The sequence below is a fragment of the Stenotrophomonas sp. GW821-FHT02D01 genome, assembly GCF_059421765.1.
The window spans coordinates 232,911-252,722 of sequence record NZ_JBWKVP010000002.1; the positions used below are offsets into that span (position 1 = coordinate 232,911).

The window sequence follows — 19,812 nt, forward strand, 5'->3', positions numbered from 1 at the left end:
GTTGAATCGCTGCCGTGCCGCCCTACGCCGGACCTCCCGTCGCTTCCCGATCCGGTGATGCCGCCAGCCCGCTGCGGCTGCTGGCCTATCTCGCACTGGCAATCACCCTGATCGTCCTCGACGACCAGGCTGGCTGGCTGGCGCGTCTGCGCGAGCAGGCCAACAGCCTGGTGCAGCCGGTGTGGGCCCTGGCCGGCCTGCCCGGCAAGCTCGGCGGGCAGGTGCGGGATACCGCCGCCAGCCACGGCCAGCTGGTGACCGAGAACCGCGAGCTGCGCAACCAGCTGCTGCTGGCCAACGCCCGCCTGACCCGTCTGCAGACCGCCGCGCTGGACAACGCCCAGCTGCGCGAACTGCTGAACGTGGCCGAGCGCAGTGGCCTGGACGTACAGCTGGCGCCGATCCTGGACATCGACCTGGACCCGGTCAAACAGCGTCTGGTACTGGACGCTGGCAGCCGCGAAGGCGTGCACGTCGGCCAGGCGGTGATCGATTCCGGCGGCCTGATGGGCCAGGTGATCAGCGTGACCGCGGGCAGCTCTACCGTGCTGTTGCTGACCGACCCCGACCACGCGGTGCCGGTGACCGTGGCCCGCAATGGCGTGCGCCTGATCGTCTACGGCCGCGGCGACAAGCTGGAACTGCGCGACATCCCGCTCAGTGCCGGCGTGGAAGTGGGCGATGAGATCGTCACCTCCGGTCTCGGTGGCCGCTTCCCGGCCGGATTCCCGGTCGGCACCATCACCGGGCTGCGCCCGGACGATACCCATGCCTTCCTGGTGGGCGAACTGAAACCGGCCGCGCAGCTCGATCGTGGCCGCGACGTGCTGCTGCTGCGCCCTGGCGCTGCGATCCGCATTCCGCCGAACCTGCGCCTGCAGATGGAACAGGCCGCTCCCGGTGGCCCGGCCGATGCCACAGCGCTGCCGACCGGCACCGCGCCTGCAGCAACGCAGGCTACCCCGGTAGTGCCGGCCGCTGGCCGGCAGCCGTCCTCGTCTGCGACGAGCCCGTCGGGCCTCGCGCCTTCGACGACGCAGCCCTCCCCGGTAGTGCCGGCCGCTGGCCGGCAACCGCAGCAAACGCAACCGCAGCCCACCCAACCGCAGCCGGAGGCGCAGCGATGAGCCGCCTTCGCGACAACCGCTGGGTGCTGCCGGCCAGCCTGGTGGTGGCCCTGCTGCTGGGCCTGCTGCCGTTGCCGGCGCTGCTGCAGCCGCTGCGTCCATATTGGCTGGCACTGGTTCTGGCCTACTGGGTGATCGAAGCGCCGGAGCGCGTCGGCCTCGGCATCGCCTTCGCCAGCGGCGTCGTCGCCGACCTGCTGTACGGCGGGGTGCTGGGCGAACAGGCGCTGCGCCTGGTGATGCTGGCCTTCATCCTGCAGCGCTTCCGCGCGCGCATCCGCTTCTTCCCGATGTCGCAGCAGATGCTGGCCATCGGCGGCCTGCTGTTCAACGATCGCATCGTCAGCGCGCTGGTCCATATCCTGGTGGGCGAGCCGACCCTGCCGTGGTCGTACTGGTGGGCACCCCTGCTCGGCATGGGCCTGTGGCCGCTGGTGTTCGTGCTGCTGGACGCAGTGCGCTTCGGCAAGCGCGGGCGCTGAGCCATGTTGCCGCGTCGCCAGGTCAAGAATCCGCACGCCGAAGCCGAACAGTTCCGGCGTCGCGCGGCGCTGGGCTTCTTCGGGGTGCTGGTCTGCCTGCTGGGCCTGGGCGGCTGGTACTTCAAGCTGCAGGTGCTGGACCACGACATCTACGCCACCCGATCCGAAGCAAACCGCATCAAGCCGCGGCCGGTGGTGCCCGGGCGGGGCATGATCTATGACCGCAATGGTCGGTTGCTGGCCGAGAACGTGCCGGCGTTCCGCCTGGATGTGACCCCGGACAAGGTCAAGGACATGGATGCCACCCTGGAAGGGCTGGCGAAGATCATCCAGATCAGCCCGGAAGAACTGGAAGCGTTCAACAAGTCGCGCAAGGCGCGCCGCAAGTTCCTGCCGGTCACGCTGAAGCTGCGAATGAGCGATGAGGAAATGGCGCGCTTCGCGGTGGACCGCTGGCGCTTTCCCGGCGTCGAGCTGGAACCCTACCTGACCCGTCGCTATCCCTATGGCGACCTGTTCGCGCACATCATCGGTTACGTTGGCCGGGTCGACGACAAGGATCTGGAGATCCTCGGCGAGGGCAACGCCGCATTGACCCACATCGGCAAGTCCGGCCTGGAGCGCTATTACGAGCAGGAACTGCGCGGCAAGGTCGGCTACGAGCAGGTCGAGACCAACGTGCAGGGCCGCGCGATCCGCACCATCGGCCGTGTCGCTGCGCAATCCGGCGCCGACCTGCGGCTGTCGATCGACGCCGACCTGCAGCGGGCGATGGTGGCTGCCTTCGGTGATCAGGAAGGTTCGGCCGTGGCGATGGACCCGCGTACCGGTGAAGTGCTGGCGATGGTCAGCCTGCCGTCCTACGACCCGAACCTGTTCGTCAACGGCATCTCGCATGCCGATTTCAAGGCGCTGAACGACAACCCGTCGCGCCCGCAGTTCAATCGCCTGGTACTCGGCGGCGTTGCCCCCGGTTCGACCCTGAAGCCGCTGATCGGCCTGGCCGGCCTCGATTCGGGCGTTCGCCGTCCCGAGGACAAGGTGCTGTCGACCGGCATGTTCTACCTGCCGGGCACCTCGCGTGGCTGGGGTGATTCACATCGTGGCGGTCACGGCTGGACCGATCTGCGCAAGTCCATCGCGCAGTCGGTCAATACGTATTACTACCGGCTGGCATTGGACCTGGGCATCGAGCGGTTCGACCATTACATGGAGTACTACGGCTTCGGCCAGCCGACCGGCATCGATCTGACCGGTGAGATCTCCGGCATCCTGCCGTCGCCGGCCTACAAGCGGAAGAGCCGCAAGGAAGCCTGGTATCCCGGCGACACGGTGAACATCAGCATCGGCCAGGGCGACTGGAAGGTCACCCCGCTGCAGCTGGCCCGTGGTGTCAGCGGCCTGGCCAATGGCCAGCTGCGCACGCCGCATCTGGTGATGCAGCAGCGTGCTGGTTTCGACAGCGACTGGGTGGCGGCGGAGCCCGGCCCGAGCAAGCCGGTCAGCCCCAACCCGAACAACCTGCAGGCGGTGCGCGAAGGCATGATGGCCACCATGCTCCCCGGCGGCAGCGCAGCGCGCATGGCGGCCGGCGCGCCGTACACGATGGCGGGCAAGACAGGCACGGCACAGGTCGTCAGCCGCAAGGGCACGGCCGCGGTCAATCCCAGAAGCCTGCCGATGCACCTGCGCCACCGTGCGCTGTTCGTCGGCTTCGCGCCGGCCGAGCAGCCGGTGATTGCGCTTGCCATCGCCGTGGAAGGCGGCGGTTACGGCGGTGCGGCGGCTGCACCGATCGCGCGCAAGATTTTCGATGCCTGGCTGCTGGGCAAGATGCCTGAAGGCATGCAGCCGCTGGACAGCGAACGCGGCACCACCGCCATCGGCATCACCGCCTTCGACAATGAGGACGTGAACGCGCGCCCGGCCGGCGATGCCGCCGCCGCCGAGCTGGGCGAGCACCCGGTGCTGATCGGCATGCCCGCCCCGCCACCGGCGCCGGCACCGGTTCCGGGTTCGCCATCTGCTGCGGCGGTGCCCGTCGGTCCTCGCCCGACCGTCGCGGCGGAGGCCAGCCGATGAGCGCCTTCCTGCGCTGGGCCGGGGAAATGCTGCAGCGGTTCTTCAGCAGCCTCGACTGGCTGCTGTGCCTGGCCTTGGGCGCGCTGATGGTGATCGGCCTGGCGACGTTGAAGAGTGCTGGCGGCGATGGCCTGGTGATGGCGCAGGGCGTGCGTTTTGCCGTGGGTCTGGCGGCGATGTGGGGCATTTCGCGGGCGCCGATCCTGCGCATCCGCTCGGCCACGCCACTGATCTACGCCATCTCGATGATCCCGTTGCTGGCGGTGTTCGCGCTGGGAACGGGAAAATACGGCCGGCAGTGGCTGGACCTCAAGTTCTTCTACCTGCAGCCGGCCGAACTGCTGAAGGTCAGCCTGCCGATGATGGTGGCCTGGTACCTGCACAAGATGCCGCTGCCGCCGCGCTTCAACACGGTGCTGGTGGCGATGGTGATCATCGGCGTGCCGACCGGGCTGGTGATGCTGCAGCCGGACTTCGGTACCGGCGTGCTGATCGCGGCCAGTGGCGTGTTCGTGCTGCTGCTGGCCGGCCTGCCGTGGTGGTGGGTGGGGCTGGGCGTGGGCGGTGTGGCAGCGGTGGCGCCCGTCGCCTGGTTCTGGTTGCTGCGGCCGTACCAGAAGGACCGCATCATGATGTTCCTCGACCCGGAAATGGACGCGCTGGGCGCAGGCTGGAACATCATCCAGTCGAAGATCGCCATTGGTTCCGGTGGTTTCGATGGCAAGGGCTGGGGCGAAGGCTCGCAGTCGCACCTGAATTTCATTCCCGAGCAGACCACGGACTTCGCCTTCTCGGTGCTGAGCGAGGAGTTCGGCTGGATCGGCGTGGCGCTGGTGCTGACGCTGTACCTGGTGGTGATCGGGCGCTGCCTGTGGATTGCCAGCCAGTCGCGCGATTCGTACTCGCGCCTGCTGGCCGGTGCTACGGGTCTGGCGTTCTTTGTCTATGTGCTGGTGAACGGCGGGATGATCTCGGGCCTGCTGCCGGTGGTGGGTGTGCCGATGCCGTTGATCAGTTACGGCGGTACGTCGGCGGTATCGCTGCTGGCGGGGTTCGGGTTGGTGATGGCGGTGCGTCGTCACAATCCGGTGCATGGCGGTTACGGGTAGTTTCCAGCCATCGGCGCAGCCCCTCGTGGGTGGTTGCTGAAAGCGACAGCCGTGGTTGGCCGGGCGGGGTGGATTCGCGGGGGACGCCGTGAACCCATCCCTGGCGGCTTGGCCGCGGCATCCATGCCGCGGACACCCCCGCGAACCCACCCCACCCGGCCTCTGACAGTTTCCTGCGGTGGCCACCCACGCAAAGAGAAATAAAGCAGAGCAGAAGCGGGTCGCTTCGCTCTTTGTAGTGCCGAGCCATGCTCGGCTCAGGGCCGGCATGCGCTGTACGAGAGGCAGGCGAGGGCACAGCGACGTGCGCATTACGCGGCCTGCAACTGCACATCCACGTATTCCGACAGCCCTCGGCAGGCCAGCAGCAGGCCTTCGCGGGCGTCGTCGGGCAGATGCTGCGTGTCGTCGCCGTCCACGCGCACGCGTTCGCTGGCGTGCAGCAATTCCAGCAGGAAGGTCAGCCCGGCATTGGCGCGGTCGATGCGTGCCATCGCCATGCACTGCGCCTGCGTTCGCCCTTTGCGTGGCCACGGTTGGCCGTCGGCGCCTTCCACCTGGCGGATGCGCTGCAGACAGTCCAGCAGGGTAGGGCCGCCGGGGGCGTTGGCCGCCTGCGTTGCGGTGAGCGTGGTTTCCAGCGCGCGGGCGATGTCGTCCGGCAGCTGGTGGGCGGCCTCGCCCAGCGTGGCGAACAGGTAAGGGTAGGTGGAAGCGGACATGGCGGCATCCTTGTGCGGTAGGCAAGGGCCACCCCGCGTGCATGCGAGGGTGGCGGACGATGCGTGGCTCCAATACCGGTGACCAAGTGTGAAAGCGCCGGCGGGCACGAGGCCCTCCACGCACCGCCCGCCAAAGACGCACGGACGGATTGCCAGCCGACGCCGCTCAACAAGGAGAAAGCGACGCCGGCTGGCAAGCGTAAACAACACTTGGGTCAACGGGATTGGAGTCCCGTGCCACCCGTTGTCGATGGCACTACATGATGTGCATGGGAGCCCCCGCTGCTCCAATCAGAATTGTTTGAAACCCGGGGAATGCAGATGCCAAAGGCACTCATCACGCGAGGTGTCGATAGCGACAAACAGCGCTGACAGCTTCACGAAAGCGCCGGTTGCTACCGTGCCACGGGTGAAATGGAAACGAATGCTTGGCGGCTGCCTCGAGGCGGTGCGCACGATCGATCTGCCGTTACTGGTCGCGTTGTTTATCCTGATGGGCGCGGGTCTGGCGGTGCTGCACAGCGTGAACGGCCCGGTGGCGGGGCAGGCGATGCGCTTTGCGATGGGCCTGGTAGCGATGTGGCTGTTGTCGCGGGTCTCGCTGCTGCGCCTGCGCGCGTGGACGCCTGCGATCTATGCGCTGTCGATGCTGCCATTGATGGCGGTGTATGTGATCGGCACCGGTAAATACGGGCAACGCTGGCTCAATCTGGGCGTGTTCTATCTGCAGCCCTCGGAACTGCTCAAGCTCAGCCTGCCGTTGATGATGGCCTGGTATCTGCACCGCCAGCCGCTGCCGCCATCGCCGCGCACGGTGCTGACGGCCGCAGTACTGATCGGGGTGCCAGCGCTGCTGATCCTGATGCAGCCCAACCTGGGTACCGCCACCCTGGTGACGGCCAGTGGCGTGTTTGCGTTGCTGCTGGCTGGGCTGCAGTGGCGCTGGGTGGTGGCCGGCTTGAGTGCGGTATCGGTGGCTGCGCCACTGGCGTGGTTCGGGCTGCTGCGGCAGTACCAGAAGAATCGCGTGCTGACCTTCCTGGATCCGGCTGCCGATCCGTTGGGCACCGGCTGGAACATCCTGCAGTCGCGCATCGCCATCGGCTCGGGTGGCATGCAGGGGCGCGGCTGGGGCCACGGCACACAGGCCACGTTGGATTTCCTGCCCGAGTACACCACCGATTTCGCGTTCTCGGTATTGGCCGAGGAATTCGGCTGGATCGGCGTGGTGGTGGTGTTCGCGCTGTATCTGTTCGTGGTCGGGCGTTGCCTGTCGATCGCGGTGCAGGCACGCGACACGCACGCGCGGTTGCTGGCTGGGAGCCTCGGCCTGGCGTTCTTCGTGTACGTGCTGGTCAACGGCGGGATGATTTCCGGATTGCTGCCGGTGGTGGGCATTCCGATGCCGTTGATCAGTTATGGCGGCACCTCGGCGGTGTCGTTGCTGGCGGGGATCGGGCTGGTGATGGCGGTGCGGGGGCATCGGCCGGTGCACGCGTAGGTTTCCAGCCAACGGCGCAGCCCCTCGTGGGTGGGTTGGTTGGTCGCGGAAAGCAAAAGCCGCAGTGGGGTCGGTCGGGTTGGGTTCGCGGGGGACGCCGTGAATCCGTCCGTGGAGGCTTGGCCGCGCCATCCATGGCGCGGACACCCCCGCGAACCCAACCCGACCGCCCTCTGACAGATCTCTTCGGTCTGCCACCCACGGAATAGAAAAAGAAGATCAAAAGCAAAAGCAGCATGGCCGGTTGCCCACGCTTCCTGTAGAGCCGAGCCCACGCTCGGCTCAGAGCGAAGCGACCCGCTGTTGCTCTTCGCTCTTCTTTTTCTCTTTGCGTGGGTGGGCGCTGCAGGAACCTGTCCGTGGCCGGGTAGATGGGCTGCGCAGGGGTGTCTGCGGCATGGATGCCGCGGACAAGCCCCCAAGGATGGGTTCACGGCGTCCCCTGCGCAGCCCATCTACCCGGCCAACCCTCATGAATCGCTTTGCGCCCACCCACGAGGGGCTGCGCCGTTCGCCGAGCTTCGCCGCCGATGCGCGCATGAATCTGCGCAAGCGCATTTCTGTAATCGTTCCCACTCCACCGCACAGCAGCATGGCCGCTGACGAAGTGCCATTAAAAGTGGGCGCCAATTCACATTTTGACGCCGCGTTGATCCTGATCAATGGACTTGTCGCAATCGGCCTGCACAATGACGGCCCGTTCGGCATGGCGCGCCGTCTTTGATGCAGCGCGAGGGGCGTCGGATGGGAAAGCAGTACTGATCCAACAGGTACAAGGAGCGCGGAGCACTGCCACTGGGGAGCGGCAGCCGCGCAGGTACCGACCGGGTCCGGCGGCCGGTTGCGTCTGCGGGGATGGGGACGCAACCGGCAACCTCTGCCTGAATGGGGCAGGTCAATCACAACGTCTTCACATTTCGTGCTGAACGCGAGCAAATCGTTGTGATTCATGGTGTTAGGGGTTTTAATTCATCCATGACCTGCTAACCTGCGGTGATGATTCGACGTTCTCTGGCCTGCATGCTCACCCTCGGCCTGGTCGCCTGCGCGACCCAGCCGACGTCCCCACCGACTTCGCCACAGGCCAGCAGTACGCCGCGCCACCCGGCGGCCAAGCCCCACGGCCCGGCCGAGGCCGCGCCGGAAGCGACCGCGGCCACGGCAGCACCGGTCGATCTCACCCCGGTGCCGTTCGAAACCGCGCGCGCCAGATTCATTGCCGACACCGCCAAGCGCTACGGCCTCAAGCCCGACGAGATCCGCAACGTGCTCGACCAGGCGCAGGTGCGCCAGCCGATCATTGCTGCCATGTCGCGGCCGGCCGAACGGGTCAAGCCGTGGAACGAATACCGGCCGATGTTCATCAGCAAGGCACGCATCGATGGCGGCAAGGCGTTTCTTGCCCAGCATCGCGCCGAACTGGACCGTGTGCAGCAGCGCACCGGCGTACCGGCGGAAGTGATCGTGGCGATCATCGGCGTGGAAACCAGCTACGGCAAGAATGCCGGCAGCCATCGCGTGCTCGATGCGCTGTACACGCTGGCCTTCTATTACCCGCGCAGTGGCGACCCGGCCAAGCTGGAGCGCGAAGTGCGCCGCGAGCTGTTCTTCCGCGATGAGCTGGCCAAGCTGTTCGAGCTCGGCCGCGAGGAAAAGCTGGACATCACCACGCTCAAGGGCAGCTACGCCGGGGCGATGGGCATGGGCCAGTTCATGCCCTCCAGCTACCTGGATTACGCCGTGGACGGCAACGGCGATGGTCGCCGTGACCTGTTCACCAGCTACGACGACGTGTTCTCGTCCATCGCCAACTACTTCGTGAAGAAGGGCGGCTGGGTACGCGGCGGCCAGGTTGCCGTGCCGGCCACGCTCGCCGCCGGCCGCGAGGAGTTCAACCCGACCGAGTGGATGCCCACCTGGTCGCTGGCCGACCTGGCCCAGCGCGGCTACCAGCCCAGCGCGCCGGTGCAGCCGGGTGCCACCGCCACCCCGATCACCCTTGAAGGCAGCACCGGCAAGCAGTACTGGCTGGGCTTCCAGAACTACTACGCAATCACCCGCTACAACCTCTCGAAGATGTACGCGATGGCCGTGTTCCAGTTGTCGCAGGCCATTGCCGGACAGGAGCTGCCCCCGGCATGAACATCAGATGGCTGGTCCCTGGATTGATCGTCCTCGCGCTGGCCGCCTGCAGCAGCGCGCCGAAAAAGCCGGCGACCGCCGGACACGGTGGCAAGCCGTCCGGCACGGTGGTGCAGGGCAAGGGTGGGCGTCCGGCGCATTGTCCGGAGGGCTCGCCGTACGCGGCGGCCACCGAGGACCTGTCCACCCGTGGCAACTACACCGCCGGTGGCCTGTACAAGCCCGGCGTGAAAGACACCACGCCCAGTTATGTGCCCAACGTGGCCTGTATTCCCGAGCCGGTGGTGACCAATGAGGATCGCTCGGCGATCGGCAACAAGTCGCCCTACGTGGTGCTGGGCAAGCAGTACAAGGTGCTCGACGACACCCGCAACTACGTTGAACGCGGCACCGCTTCGTACTACGGCGCCAAGTTCCATGGCCGCCTGACCTCCAACCGCGAGGTCTACGACATGTACCAGTTCACCGCTGCGCACAAGACCCTGCCGCTGCCCAGCTTCGCCCGCGTGACCAACCTGGACAACGGCGAATCGGTGATCGTGCGCGTCAATGATCGTGGCCCGTTCCACGATGGCCGCGTGGTCGATCTCAGTTACGCCGCCGCTGTGCGCCTGGGCATCACCCAGCGCGGTACCGGCAACGTGGAAGTGCGCGCAGTGCAGCCGGGTGAAACCAACCTGATGGCGCAGAAGCCGTCGCGCCGCGAACGCCGTGCTGCTGAAGCGGCTACCGCTGCCGTTGCCAGCGCACGCCCCGCACCCGCCGCACGTGCGGTTGCCGACAGCGACATCGATCGACTGGTCAAGCGCCTGCCGGCCGACGCCGCGCCCGAGCGCGGCCAGCCGGCTACCACCCAGGCCGCTGTCAGCACGATGCCGGAAGTGGCGGTCAGCAGCCTGCCGCCCAGCGCACCCGCGTCGCGTCCGGCAGCGCCGGTCGTGGCCACCGCCATGCCGCGCAGCCCGGCCCCGGCCAGCAGCCCCAGCCTGTCGCAGAAGGTGGTGGGCGCGGTGATGCTGCAGGTCGCCAGCTTCTCCAACCGCGACAACGCCAACCGGGCGATGGGCCAGCTCAACGCTGCCGGCATCGTCGGTGCCACCATCAGCGACATCGCTGCCGGTGGTCGTACCCTGTGGCGCCTGCGGGTACCCGCCAGCGACCATGCCAGCGCGGCGGAACTTGCCGGGCGCATCTCGGGTCTGGGCTTTGGCTCGCCACAGATCGTCAAGGACTGATTCCGCCCGGGCCGGTGCTGCCGGCCCTTGCCACCTCGGCCTTACAATGGCCACCTCGCCCCATCCTTCATTTTCCGGCCGTCCCCTGGAGCCTGCTGTCCCATGAATTTCCGTTCCGCCGCCACTGCCCTGGCCGCCACCCTGGTGGTGGGCCTGGCCTCCGCCCAGACGCCGCTGCCGACCCCGGCCACCCCAGCGCCTGCCGCCGCTGCTGCCCCCGCCACCGTGGCCACGCCGCCGGCGCCTGCACCCAGCGTTTCCAAGGCCTGGGTGCTGATGGACTACGCCACCGGCCAGGTGCTGGCAGGCGAGAACATCAACGAACAGCTGGCCCCGGCCAGCATCACCAAGGTGATGACGTCGTACGTGATCGCCGCCGAGGTCAAGAATGGCAAGGTCCGTCCCGATGACCAGGTGATGATGAGCGAACGCGCCTGGCGCGAAGGTGGCGCCGGCACCGATGGCAGCTACAGCGGCTTCCCGGTCAACCAGACCGCGCGCCTGGAAGACATGGAAAAGGGCATGGCGATCCAGTCCGGCAATGACGCCGCGATCGCCCTGGCCGAGCACGTGGCCGGCAGCGAAGAAGCCTTTGCTTCGCTGATGAACAGCTACGCCGCCAAGATCGGCATGAAGAACTCGCACTTCGTGAACGCCCACGGCCTGACCGCGCCGGGCCACCACAGCAGCGCCTACGACCTGGCCCTGCTGGGTCGCGCGATGGTGCGCGACTACCCGGAAACCTACGCGTACAACAAGATCAAGGAATTCCAGGTCGGTACGATCAAGCAGCCCAACCGCAACCTGCTGTTGTGGCGCGATGGCAGCGTGGACGGCATCAAGACCGGCCACACCTCCGAGGCCGGCTACTGCCTGATGAGCTCGGCCCAGCGCGGTGACCAGCGTCTGGTCGCCGTGGTGCTGGGTGGCGCGTCGGAAAAGCAGCGCGCCGATGACAGCCTGGCCCTGTTGAACTGGGGCTTCCGCTTCTTCGAGACCCACCGCCTGTACGAGCCTGGCAAGGCCGTGGCCGAGCACAAGGTATGGAAGGGCACCACCGACAAGGTGCAGCTGGGCGTGGCGCAGCCGATGCTGGTCAGCGTGCCGCGCGGTCGCTACAACGACCTGAAGCCGAGCATCGATGTGCCCAAGACCCTGGAAGCGCCGTTCACCGCTGGCCAGCAGATCGGCACCGTCAAGGTCACCCTGGATGGCAAGCTGGTGGCCGAAGCGCCGCTGGTGGCTGTGGCCGCCGTCGAGCAGGCCGGCTTCTTCAAGCGGCTGTGGGACAGCTTCTGGATGTGGTGGGAATCGGAATGATCCGCAGCCTGCTGCGGTGAATGAAAAAGGCCGGCGAATGCCGGCCTTTTTCGTGGGATCCCGCCGGGCATGGCCCGGCCCTACCGATGATCGGGGTAGCGCCGGGCCATGCCCGGCGGACGCAGTCCCGGGTTACAGCGAGCGATTCAATCCGGTGTGCCGACCAACGGTCGGCACCTACCCGCTTCACCATCAGCCCCTCGCTTACAGCGAGCGGCTGATGGTGAAGCTGCCGAACACCGGGGCTTCGCGCTGGCCATTGAACTCGCGGGTGCTGTGGTAGCGGGCTACCGCGAATTTCCAGCGGCCGCGCATCACTGCCACGCCGTAACCGCCGTAGGCGACCACGTGGCGCTTGTCCACGCTGTGGCTGTTGCGGAACGTGTTGCCGTCCAGGGTGATATCGCGGATCACCCACGCCGCATCGGTGGTGGCGAACATGTGCCACGACCAGCCACTGGGCTTGCCACCCCGGGTCGGCGCGGTGTTCTCGCCGGCCGGGCGCAGCGGGGTGCTGCCGAAATCGTCGGGCAGCTTCCAGCCGAAACGCACTTCGCCGCCGACGTTGGCCTTGGTTTCCAGGTTGCCGATCGAGCCGCCGTAATGGCTGATCGCATCCCAGCCCCAGCCGTCGGCATTGATGCTGGCATCGCCCGGCCAGCGGCGCATGCGCTCGTGGGTCAGCATGAACACCGGTTCGTTGTGCAGCTGGTTGTCCCAGCCCTGGAATTTCTCATCACCCAGCACGTCGTGCACCGCGTTCTGCACCTGCCGGCCCTGCGCCCACGGGCCCACCACGCCCAGGGTCAGCTGGGTGGTCTGCAGGTGGTCGCCGCTGCGTGCGTTGTAGCCGAAGCTGGCCACCAGCACGCCCGCATACGGGCGGTCGTCTTCGATCAGGTCCTTCCGGGTGAAATCGGTGGGGGTGAAGATGCCCTGGGCCAGGCTGAAGATCATGTTCTGCTGTTCGAACCTGCCCGGGTGCAGTGCCTCCAGGTGGCTGTTCACCCAGCGCGCCAGGCGCGGCAGGCACGGGTCGTCGGTGTAATCGACCAGGTTGGGCGAGACCAGGGTCAGCTGGGCGCCGTTGGTATAGCCCTGGTCCTGGTGGCGGCCGCCGAACAGGTCGTTGTCGACGCGGAAATTGACCTGCGGCGGATGCTCGCGCATCGCGTCCGGGCCGCATTGCTCGGCTGCGTAGGCGGAAAGGGGGAGGGCGGTGGCCAGCAGGCCGGACAATCCAAAGGATGCGAGGTAGCGCATGGATGGGATGATCATCGGGAAGGGGGCTTTTGTCTGTCGTTTTATGCAACGACACGGTACTCCCGGCGCTGTGATGGAACGAGCGCGCTGGGATCACTTGTCTGTTCCGAAAACAACATTGTCTGATCGATACAATCGGTTACCGCAGGTGAAGCCGCAGCGATGGGGCAGGAACCCTGGGAGGTGGGTCCCAGCCTGAATGGATGTTCAGCTGCAACGCAGCGGCCCGCCTGCAGTGCCGCCGGCTTACATGAATACTCTTGGGTTTGTTGCCCTGCGGCCCGATAATGGGCGCATGGAAATCAAGTCCGACAACCCCGAACACGGCTTCCAGTTCCCCGGTCAGTTCGAGCTCAGCGCGATGGGCCCGGCCAACCGCGGCCTGGAGCATGAACTCCCCCGCCTGCTGCTGGCTGCTGGCGTTGACGTGGTGAACGAGCGCATCAGCTGGAAGCATTCGTCCAACGGCAAGTACGTCTCGGTGCGCCTGGTCTTCCGGGCCGAGAACCGTGAACAGTACGACGTGGCCCACAAGGCCCTGCGCGACCACCCGGAAGTGAAGTGGACGGTGTAGCCGTCAGCTGTCCTGCCGAAGCGGCTGCCCCCGAGGCGCGCCCGCCGCGCCCGGCGGTGGTGCGTGACCTGGGGCGCCAGGCCTACGAGCCGGTCTGGCACGCCATGCAGCGTTTCACCGACCAGCGCGACGATGACACGCTGGACGAGCTGTGGGTGGTCGAGCACGATCCGGTGTTCACCCTGGGCCAGGCCGGCAAGGTCGAACACGTGCTGGCGCCGGGTGAGATCCCGGTGGTCCACGTCGATCGCGGTGGCCAGGTGACCTACCACGGCCCCGGCCAGATCGTGATCTATCCGCTGCTGCGGCTGCCGCGGCTGGGCATTGGCGTGCGCGACTACGTATGCCGCATCGAGCAGGCCATCATCGATACCCTGGCGGAATGGAACATCGGTGCCGAACGGCTCGATGGCGCCCCGGGCGTCTACGTCGGCGGCGCCAAGATCGCCGCACTCGGCATCCGCGTGCGGCGCGGCTGCACCTTCCATGGCCTGGCTTTCAACGTGGCCATGGACCTTGACCCTTTCCACCGCATCAACCCCTGTGGTTACGAGGGGTTGCAGGTGACCACGGTGCTAGACTTGGGCGGTCCGTCCGGGATGGACGCCGTCAAGCCGGTGCTGCTGGACCACCTGGCCCGCCAGTTCGGCCTGCTGCTGCAGCCCGTGCCTGAACTGCCTGATCTCTCTGCGGCCGCCTGACCGCCCCCGGAAACGCCATGACTGAAACCACTGCCCGCACCATTCCCCTGCAGATCGTGCAGGCCGAGCTTCCGTCCACCGCGCCCCTGCAGGCCGGGGTCAAGCAGATGGGTGGGGACAAGATCAACCGCTCGCCGGTGCAGTTCGCCGACGTGCCGGTGCTGCGCAAGCCCTCCTGGATCCGCGTGCGCATTCCTTCGGGCAATGCCGTGCAGAACCTGAAAGCCAAGCTGCGCGAGAACCGTCTGGTGACCGTGTGCGAGGAAGCCAGCTGCCCGAACATCCACGAATGCTTCGGCCACGGCACCGCTACCTTCATGATCCTCGGCGAGGTCTGCACCCGCCGCTGCTCGTTCTGCGACGTGGCACACGGCCGGCCGAAGCCGCCCGATGCCAACGAGCCGGCAAGCCTGGGCCAGACCGTGGCCGACATGGGCCTGAAGTACGTGGTGGTGACCAGCGTCGACCGCGATGATCTGCGCGACGGCGGTGCCCAGCACTTCGTCGACTGCATCACCGCCATCCGCGAGAAGTCGCCGGGCACCCGCATCGAAGTGCTGACCCCGGATTTCCGCGGCAAGGGCCGCATGGAGCGCGCGCTGGAGATCCTCGCGCAGAACCCGCCGGACGTGTTCAACCACAACATCGAAACCGTGCCGGACCTGTACCGCAACGTGCGCCCTGGTGCCGATTACCAGTGGTCGTTGAACCTGCTGAAGAACTTCAAGGCGCAGCACCCTGACGTACCGACCAAGTCGGGCATCATGCTGGGCCTGGGCGAAGACTTCGAACAGATCAAGGCCACCATGCGCGACCTGCGTGCGCACAACGTGGACATGATCACCATCGGCCAGTATCTGCAGCCGACCGCGCACCACCACCCGGTGCTGAAGTACTGGACCCCGGACGACTACAAGGCGCTGGAAGTCTACGGTTACGAGCTGAGCTTCAGCCACGTGGCCTCCGGCCCGATGGTGCGCTCGTCGTACCACGCCGACGTGCAGGCCAAGGGCGCCGGCATTTCCTGACGCTCCGCCGGTGGGTGCGGACCGTTGGTCCGCATACCTCATCCCCGCCGGGCATGGCCCGGCGCTACCGATGGGTGTCACCACCACCGATGGGTGCCACCACCACCATGGTGGGTGCGGACCGTTGGTCCGCACGCCTTTGCCTGCATTCACAATTTGCTACACCGGCCCCGCTAGGCTGGTTTTCCACTGGAAGTGGGCGGGTGACAAACCCGGCAACTTTCGGCACTGTCGTGGTGTCTGAACACCCTGCAGTCTCCCCCTTGGCAAGGCGCCTTCGAGCACGTCAATGAAATTCAAAGCCCCCGCATTCCTGATGGCCCTGGCGCTGGTCGCGCCGCTGGCGCTCGCGGCCAAGGCCGACTCACCGGCGTTGCCGGCTGCCGCCACCGCCGATCAGGTGACCACCTCCAAGCTGGTGTACGGCCTGTTGTCCGACAGCCGCTACGCTTACCGTCCGCGTGCGCTCGATGAAGCCACCTCCAAGGATGTGTTCAAGCGCTACCTGGAGACGCTGGACGGCGGCAAGCAGTACTTCACCCAGGCCGACATCACCCGCTTCGCGCCGTTCCAGGCTGGCATTGCCAATGCCATCCGGGGCGGCGAGCTGGAGCCGGCCTTCCAGGTGTTCGCGGTCTACAAGCAGCGCGTCGGCGAGCGTGTGGCCTATGCGCGCAAGCTGCTGAAGCAGGAACCGGATTTCACCACCGACGAGCGCTTCGAGTACGACCGCAAGGACGTGCCGTGGGCCGCTTCCAATGCAGAGCTCGACGAGCTGTGGCGCAAGTCGGTGAAGAATGACTGGCTGCGACTGAAGCTGGCCGGCAAGAAGTCCGATGACATCCGCAAGACGCTGGACAAGCGTTACGCCACCCTTGAAAAGTCGGTCAACGAGCTGAAGGGCGAAGACACCTTCCAGTTCTTCATGAACGCCTACACCAGCGCGGTTGATCCGCACACCGATTACTTCACCCCGCGCACCGCCGAGAACTTCAATCAGGCGATGTCGCTGTCGCTGGAAGGCATCGGCGCGCAGCTGCAGCGCCAGGACGACGTGGTGGTGATCCGCGAGATCATCGCCGGTGGTCCGGCGGCCGTGGACGGCACGCTGAAGCCGGGTGACCGTATCGTCGGCGTCGGCCAGGGCAAGTCCGGGCTGGTGGAAGATGTGATCGGCTGGCGCATCGATGATGTCGTGGCCAAGATCCGTGGCGCCAAGGACACCCAGGTGAAGCTGGAGTTCATTCCGGCCGAAGCGGGCGTCGACGGCAAGCACCACACCCTGGTGCTCACCCGGCAGAAAGTGCGCCTGGCCGAACAGGCCGCCAAGGGCGAGACCATGACCATTCCGGCCGTCAATGGCGAGCCGGCACGCAAGGTCGGCGTGATCAAGCTGCCGACCTTCTACCAGGACTTCGAAGGCCGTCGTCGCAACGCCACCGATTACGCGTCGGCCACCCGCGATGTGGCCAAGCTGCTGGCCGGTTTCAAGACCGACAAGCTGGACGGCGTGGTGCTGGACCTGCGCAACAACGGTGGCGGTTCGCTGGATGAAGCCATCGAGCTGACCGGTCTGTTCATCGAGCAGGGTCCGGTGGTGCAGGTGCGCGAATCCGGTGGCCGTGTCACCGTCAACAGCGACCGCAACCAGGGCGTGGCATGGGACGGTCCGCTGGCCGTGCTGATCAACCGTGGTTCGGCGTCGGCGTCGGAAATCTTTGCTGGTGCCATCCAGGACTACGGCCGCGGCCTGGTCATCGGTGAAACCAGCTTCGGCAAGGGCACGGTGCAGAACATCGTCGACCTGGACCGTTGGCCGAGCGGCGAAGCCCAGCGCTTTGGCCAGGTCAAGCTGACCATCGCCCAGTTCTTCCGCATCAGCGGCAGCAGCACCCAGCACAAGGGTGTGGTGCCGGACCTGGCGTTCCCGGCCAGCGTCGATGCCACCGAGTTCGGCGAGAGCACCTACGACAATGCCCTGCCGTGGACCCGCATCGCCGCGGTGCCGCACACCCAGTACGGCAACTTCGCGCCGCTGCTGCCGAAGCTGGAAACGCGCCATGACGCGCGCATCGCCACCGACAAGGAATTCCAGTGGTGGAACGAGGACGTGGAGCAGTTCCGGACCGAAGCAGCGAAGAAGTACGTCTCGCTGAATGAAGCGACCCGTCGTGCCGAGCGCGAGCGCCAGGATACCCAGCGCAAGCAGCGCCAGATCGTGCGCAAGGAACTGGGCCTGGCCCTGGACCCGCTGGCCGATGACAGCAGCGATGACGGCCTGACCGGCAACGAGCGCGACATCGTCAAGGATGCCGCCCGCGAGAAGGCCGCCGAGAAGCGTCCGGATCCGTTGCTGCGTGAATCGGCCTCGATCCTGGCCGACGCGGTGAACCTGCTGGAGACTGATCGACCGCTGTCGGCGCAGGTGCTGCCGCAGTCCACCGCCGCAGGCCGCTGGGCCGACTGATTGACTGAAAAAGGGGGACGGAGGGATCAAGTCGTTGGTGGCACAAACGACTTGATCCTTCCGTCCCCTTTCTGCATGAACCGAGTACAACGGTGGCGGACGGGACCGGTGTTTTCGACCCGGCGCACACGGGCAGGGGGCTACCCTCGGGGATACCGTCTTCGCAGGAGTACCCATGCGGGCCTCCCTTCTTTCTGCTTCCCTGCTGGCTGCCACCAGTGCCTTGGCATTGACCGCCTGTGGTGGTCGTGCCGCCGACAGCAGTCTGTTGCGGGAGTCCTTCGACTCCGGCGACACCTTCTCGCGCACCGTCGATGGCCGTCCGGCCGAAGCCTGCGAAGCAGCCCGGCGCACGCTGCTCAGCCAGGGCTATGCGATCGCACGCTCGGACGATGCGCAGGTGGAAGGCAACAAGAACTTCCAGCCGCGCGAGGACGACCATGAGCAGCTGGTGTTGCGTATCTCGTGCGCGCCGCGTGGCAGCCAGGCGTTGGTGTTCGTCAGCGCCGTGCAGGACCGCTATGCACTGAAGAAGAGCCCGACCTCGGCCAGTGTGGGCGTGGGCGCGCTGGGCTCGGTGTCGCTGCCGTTCGGCAGCAATGACGACTCACTGGTGAAAGTGGCCAGCAGCACGATCACCGATGCCGAGTTCTATCGGCGCTTCTTCCAGCGCCTGCAGCAGTACCTGCCAGCGGCAGCGAAGCCAGTGCCGCAACCGCAGCCGGCCGCGTCGCCGCAGCCTCCTGCCGGGCCTGAGCCCGAACCAGCGCCGGCAGCAACGGACCAGGGCTGAGCGTGCGCGGCAGGGTGATGGCATGGGCCCTGCTGCTGGGCTGGCCCCTGAGCGCGCTGGCCGCTACGGCCGAATGCAGCCAGGGCTTGCTGCAGCGGCTGGGGTGGCGCTTTGAAACCGCAGCGGTCACCGCGCCGCAGGTACAGGGTGGGCCGGTGTGCACGCGTGCCTCGCTGGCCGAGGCGCAGGCGGCCGGTGATCTGCGCGTGCGTTGGCCGGACACGATGGCCGACACCGATCAGCAGGCCCTGTTGCAGCAGTTGCTGGATGACCCGGCCACGGTCTGCGCCTACGCCTTTGAACTGGGCGCGGCCGTACAACGGGCCACCCAGGCACTGCAGAACAATGAGACCTTCCGCTTCACCGGTGTGCAGCTTGGCTGGATCGGCTTCGGCGCACGCGGTGCCCCGGCACAGGGATGGCAGCGGGTGCGCAGCTTCGGCCGCGGCTATGTACCGGCCGCCAGCAACAGCCGCGCACTGGATGCGTTCTACACCGGCCGCGTGCGTGCCGAGTGCGGTGTCGGCCGTCAGGTCGCGCAGCTGGCCACGCAACGCGAGCTTTACGGTGATGCCGCCTTCGATGCGGAATTCACTGCGGACGAACTGTCCATCGGCACCTTCCTTGGCCTGCACGACACCGACAGCATCCTGCTGGGCGCGCAGGCCGGCCAGTTCATGGCCGACGGCAAGGCCGTGCGCACGTCGGCGATGGGGCGGCAGGCCTTTGTCGGGCTGCCGGGCTTCATCGAACACGTCTTCGACAAAGGCACCTTGGACGATTTGAGCAACCAGGCGGAGAACTTCGTCGTGGTGGAGGTGGGCGAAGGCGCGGCGCAGGCACTGGCGGAGCACGGTGGCCTGGCCTGGTATGACCAGCGCAACCGTGCCCTGTGGCAGCTGGCGCAGGGCATTCCGCGTGTCGGCCAACGCTATTTCGAGAGGTTGCTGTATGAACGCGATCCAGCGCTGCGTGCGCAGCTGGCCCCGCGCTATCGTGACGTCGTGCAGCAGATGGACCAGTTGCTGGACGATCCGTTCTACCAGCAGTTCGTGATCTACGCGCACCCACGCGGTATACGTCCTGTCGGCTACCACATCATCCGCCTGCTCGACCGGAATCCGCGCACGCCGTTTTCCATCGACCTGGCGTTGCACAATCTGCATACCACGCTCTACCGGCGTTGGCGCGAGGCGCAGTTGCGCCACTGCGCAGCCACCGGCAGGCCAGGCAGCCTGACCCTAGACCCCAACTGAAGGTGAAACA

The 19,812-nt window shown here is 66.7% G+C and carries 17 protein-coding genes; 15 read left to right on the forward strand and 2 right to left on the reverse strand.

Annotated features, from left to right (window positions below; genetic code table 11):
• Nucleotides 1–14: 14 nt before the first annotated feature.
• The 4 genes from mreC to rodA (AC07UW_RS05980) are packed head-to-tail and all read left to right on the forward strand — an operon-like array spanning nucleotide 15 to nucleotide 4,800.
• Entirely contained in the window at nucleotides 15–1,127 is a 1,113-nt protein-coding gene (gene mreC, locus AC07UW_RS05965; RefSeq protein ID WP_495211626.1) for a rod shape-determining protein MreC, read from the forward strand.
• Nucleotides 1,124–1,609, forward strand: coding sequence for a rod shape-determining protein MreD (gene mreD, locus AC07UW_RS05970; RefSeq protein WP_025877251.1), 486 nt, complete (start codon nucleotides 1,124–1,126; stop codon nucleotides 1,607–1,609). Before mreC ends, mreD begins: the two co-directional genes overlap by 4 nt.
• Before the next feature lie 3 nt (nucleotides 1,610–1,612).
• Nucleotides 1,613–3,691 carry a penicillin-binding protein 2 gene (gene mrdA / locus AC07UW_RS05975; RefSeq protein ID WP_025877249.1) on the forward strand — a complete coding sequence of 693 codons (2,079 nt, stop codon included), beginning with the start codon at nucleotides 1,613–1,615 and terminating at the stop codon, nucleotides 3,689–3,691.
• On the forward strand, nucleotides 3,688–4,800 hold the full coding sequence (gene rodA, locus AC07UW_RS05980; RefSeq protein ID WP_025877247.1) for a rod shape-determining protein RodA: 1,113 nt from the start codon (nucleotides 3,688–3,690) through the stop codon (nucleotides 4,798–4,800). Before mrdA ends, rodA (AC07UW_RS05980) begins: the two co-directional genes overlap by 4 nt.
• 311 nt (nucleotides 4,801–5,111) lie before the next feature.
• Here rodA (AC07UW_RS05980) and AC07UW_RS05985 read toward each other — a convergent pair whose 3' ends face one another.
• Nucleotides 5,112–5,522 (reverse strand): hypothetical protein, encoded by a 411-nt coding sequence (locus tag AC07UW_RS05985; RefSeq protein WP_223496604.1) that lies wholly within the window; start codon nucleotides 5,520–5,522, stop codon nucleotides 5,112–5,114.
• A gap of 424 nt (nucleotides 5,523–5,946) precedes the next feature.
• Here AC07UW_RS05985 and rodA (AC07UW_RS05990) point away from each other — a divergent pair, with 424 nt between their 5' ends.
• The 5 genes from rodA (AC07UW_RS05990) to AC07UW_RS06010 all read left to right on the forward strand — a co-directional run bounded on the left by rodA (AC07UW_RS05990) (nucleotide 5,947) and on the right by AC07UW_RS06010 (nucleotide 11,720).
• The gene (rodA, locus tag AC07UW_RS05990) at nucleotides 5,947–7,023 is read left to right on the forward strand and encodes a rod shape-determining protein RodA (protein ID WP_223496602.1); all 1,077 of its coding nucleotides are present in this window, start codon (nucleotides 5,947–5,949) and stop codon (nucleotides 7,021–7,023) included.
• A 472-nt stretch (nucleotides 7,024–7,495) separates the two neighbouring features.
• Entirely contained in the window at nucleotides 7,496–7,747 is a 252-nt protein-coding gene (locus AC07UW_RS05995) for a hypothetical protein (RefSeq protein ID WP_495211627.1), read from the forward strand.
• 272 nt (nucleotides 7,748–8,019) lie between these two features.
• Complete coding sequence (mltB, locus tag AC07UW_RS06000) at nucleotides 8,020–9,165, forward strand: lytic murein transglycosylase B (protein ID WP_033832243.1); 1,146 nt, start codon at nucleotides 8,020–8,022, stop codon at nucleotides 9,163–9,165.
• Nucleotides 9,162–10,400 (forward strand): septal ring lytic transglycosylase RlpA family protein, encoded by a 1,239-nt coding sequence (locus AC07UW_RS06005; RefSeq protein WP_140225485.1) that lies wholly within the window; start codon nucleotides 9,162–9,164, stop codon nucleotides 10,398–10,400. Before mltB ends, AC07UW_RS06005 begins: the two co-directional genes overlap by 4 nt.
• A 102-nt stretch (nucleotides 10,401–10,502) precedes the next feature.
• Entirely contained in the window at nucleotides 10,503–11,720 is a 1,218-nt protein-coding gene (locus AC07UW_RS06010) for a D-alanyl-D-alanine carboxypeptidase family protein (RefSeq protein WP_032975369.1), read from the forward strand.
• 204 nt (nucleotides 11,721–11,924) lie between these two features.
• Here AC07UW_RS06010 and AC07UW_RS06015 read toward each other — a convergent pair whose 3' ends face one another.
• Nucleotides 11,925–12,983, reverse strand: a complete 1,059-nt coding sequence (locus AC07UW_RS06015) for a lipid A deacylase LpxR family protein (RefSeq protein ID WP_373695685.1) — start codon at nucleotides 12,981–12,983, stop codon at nucleotides 11,925–11,927.
• 295 nt (nucleotides 12,984–13,278) lie between these two features.
• Between AC07UW_RS06015 and AC07UW_RS06020 the strand changes: the two genes are divergently transcribed.
• From AC07UW_RS06020 to AC07UW_RS06045, 6 genes are all read left to right on the forward strand, one after another.
• Nucleotides 13,279–13,557 (forward strand): YbeD family protein, encoded by a 279-nt coding sequence (locus tag AC07UW_RS06020; protein WP_495211628.1) that lies wholly within the window; start codon nucleotides 13,279–13,281, stop codon nucleotides 13,555–13,557.
• Between the two features lie 56 nt (nucleotides 13,558–13,613).
• Nucleotides 13,614–14,258, forward strand: a complete 645-nt coding sequence (lipB, locus tag AC07UW_RS06025) for a lipoyl(octanoyl) transferase LipB (RefSeq protein WP_223483263.1) — start codon at nucleotides 13,614–13,616, stop codon at nucleotides 14,256–14,258.
• Nucleotides 14,259–14,275: 17 nt separating this feature from the next.
• On the forward strand, nucleotides 14,276–15,286 hold the full coding sequence (lipA, locus tag AC07UW_RS06030; RefSeq protein WP_495211629.1) for a lipoyl synthase: 1,011 nt from the start codon (nucleotides 14,276–14,278) through the stop codon (nucleotides 15,284–15,286).
• A gap of 289 nt (nucleotides 15,287–15,575) precedes the next feature.
• Nucleotides 15,576–17,753, forward strand: coding sequence for a carboxy terminal-processing peptidase (locus AC07UW_RS06035; protein WP_033832022.1), 2,178 nt, complete (start codon nucleotides 15,576–15,578; stop codon nucleotides 17,751–17,753).
• A 175-nt stretch (nucleotides 17,754–17,928) separates the two neighbouring features.
• Entirely contained in the window at nucleotides 17,929–18,546 is a 618-nt protein-coding gene (locus tag AC07UW_RS06040; protein WP_495211630.1) for a DUF2242 domain-containing protein, read from the forward strand.
• 17 nt (nucleotides 18,547–18,563) lie between these two features.
• Complete coding sequence (locus AC07UW_RS06045; protein WP_495211631.1) at nucleotides 18,564–19,802, forward strand: hypothetical protein; 1,239 nt, start codon at nucleotides 18,564–18,566, stop codon at nucleotides 19,800–19,802.
• The last annotated feature ends 10 nt before the right edge of the window (nucleotides 19,803–19,812 follow it).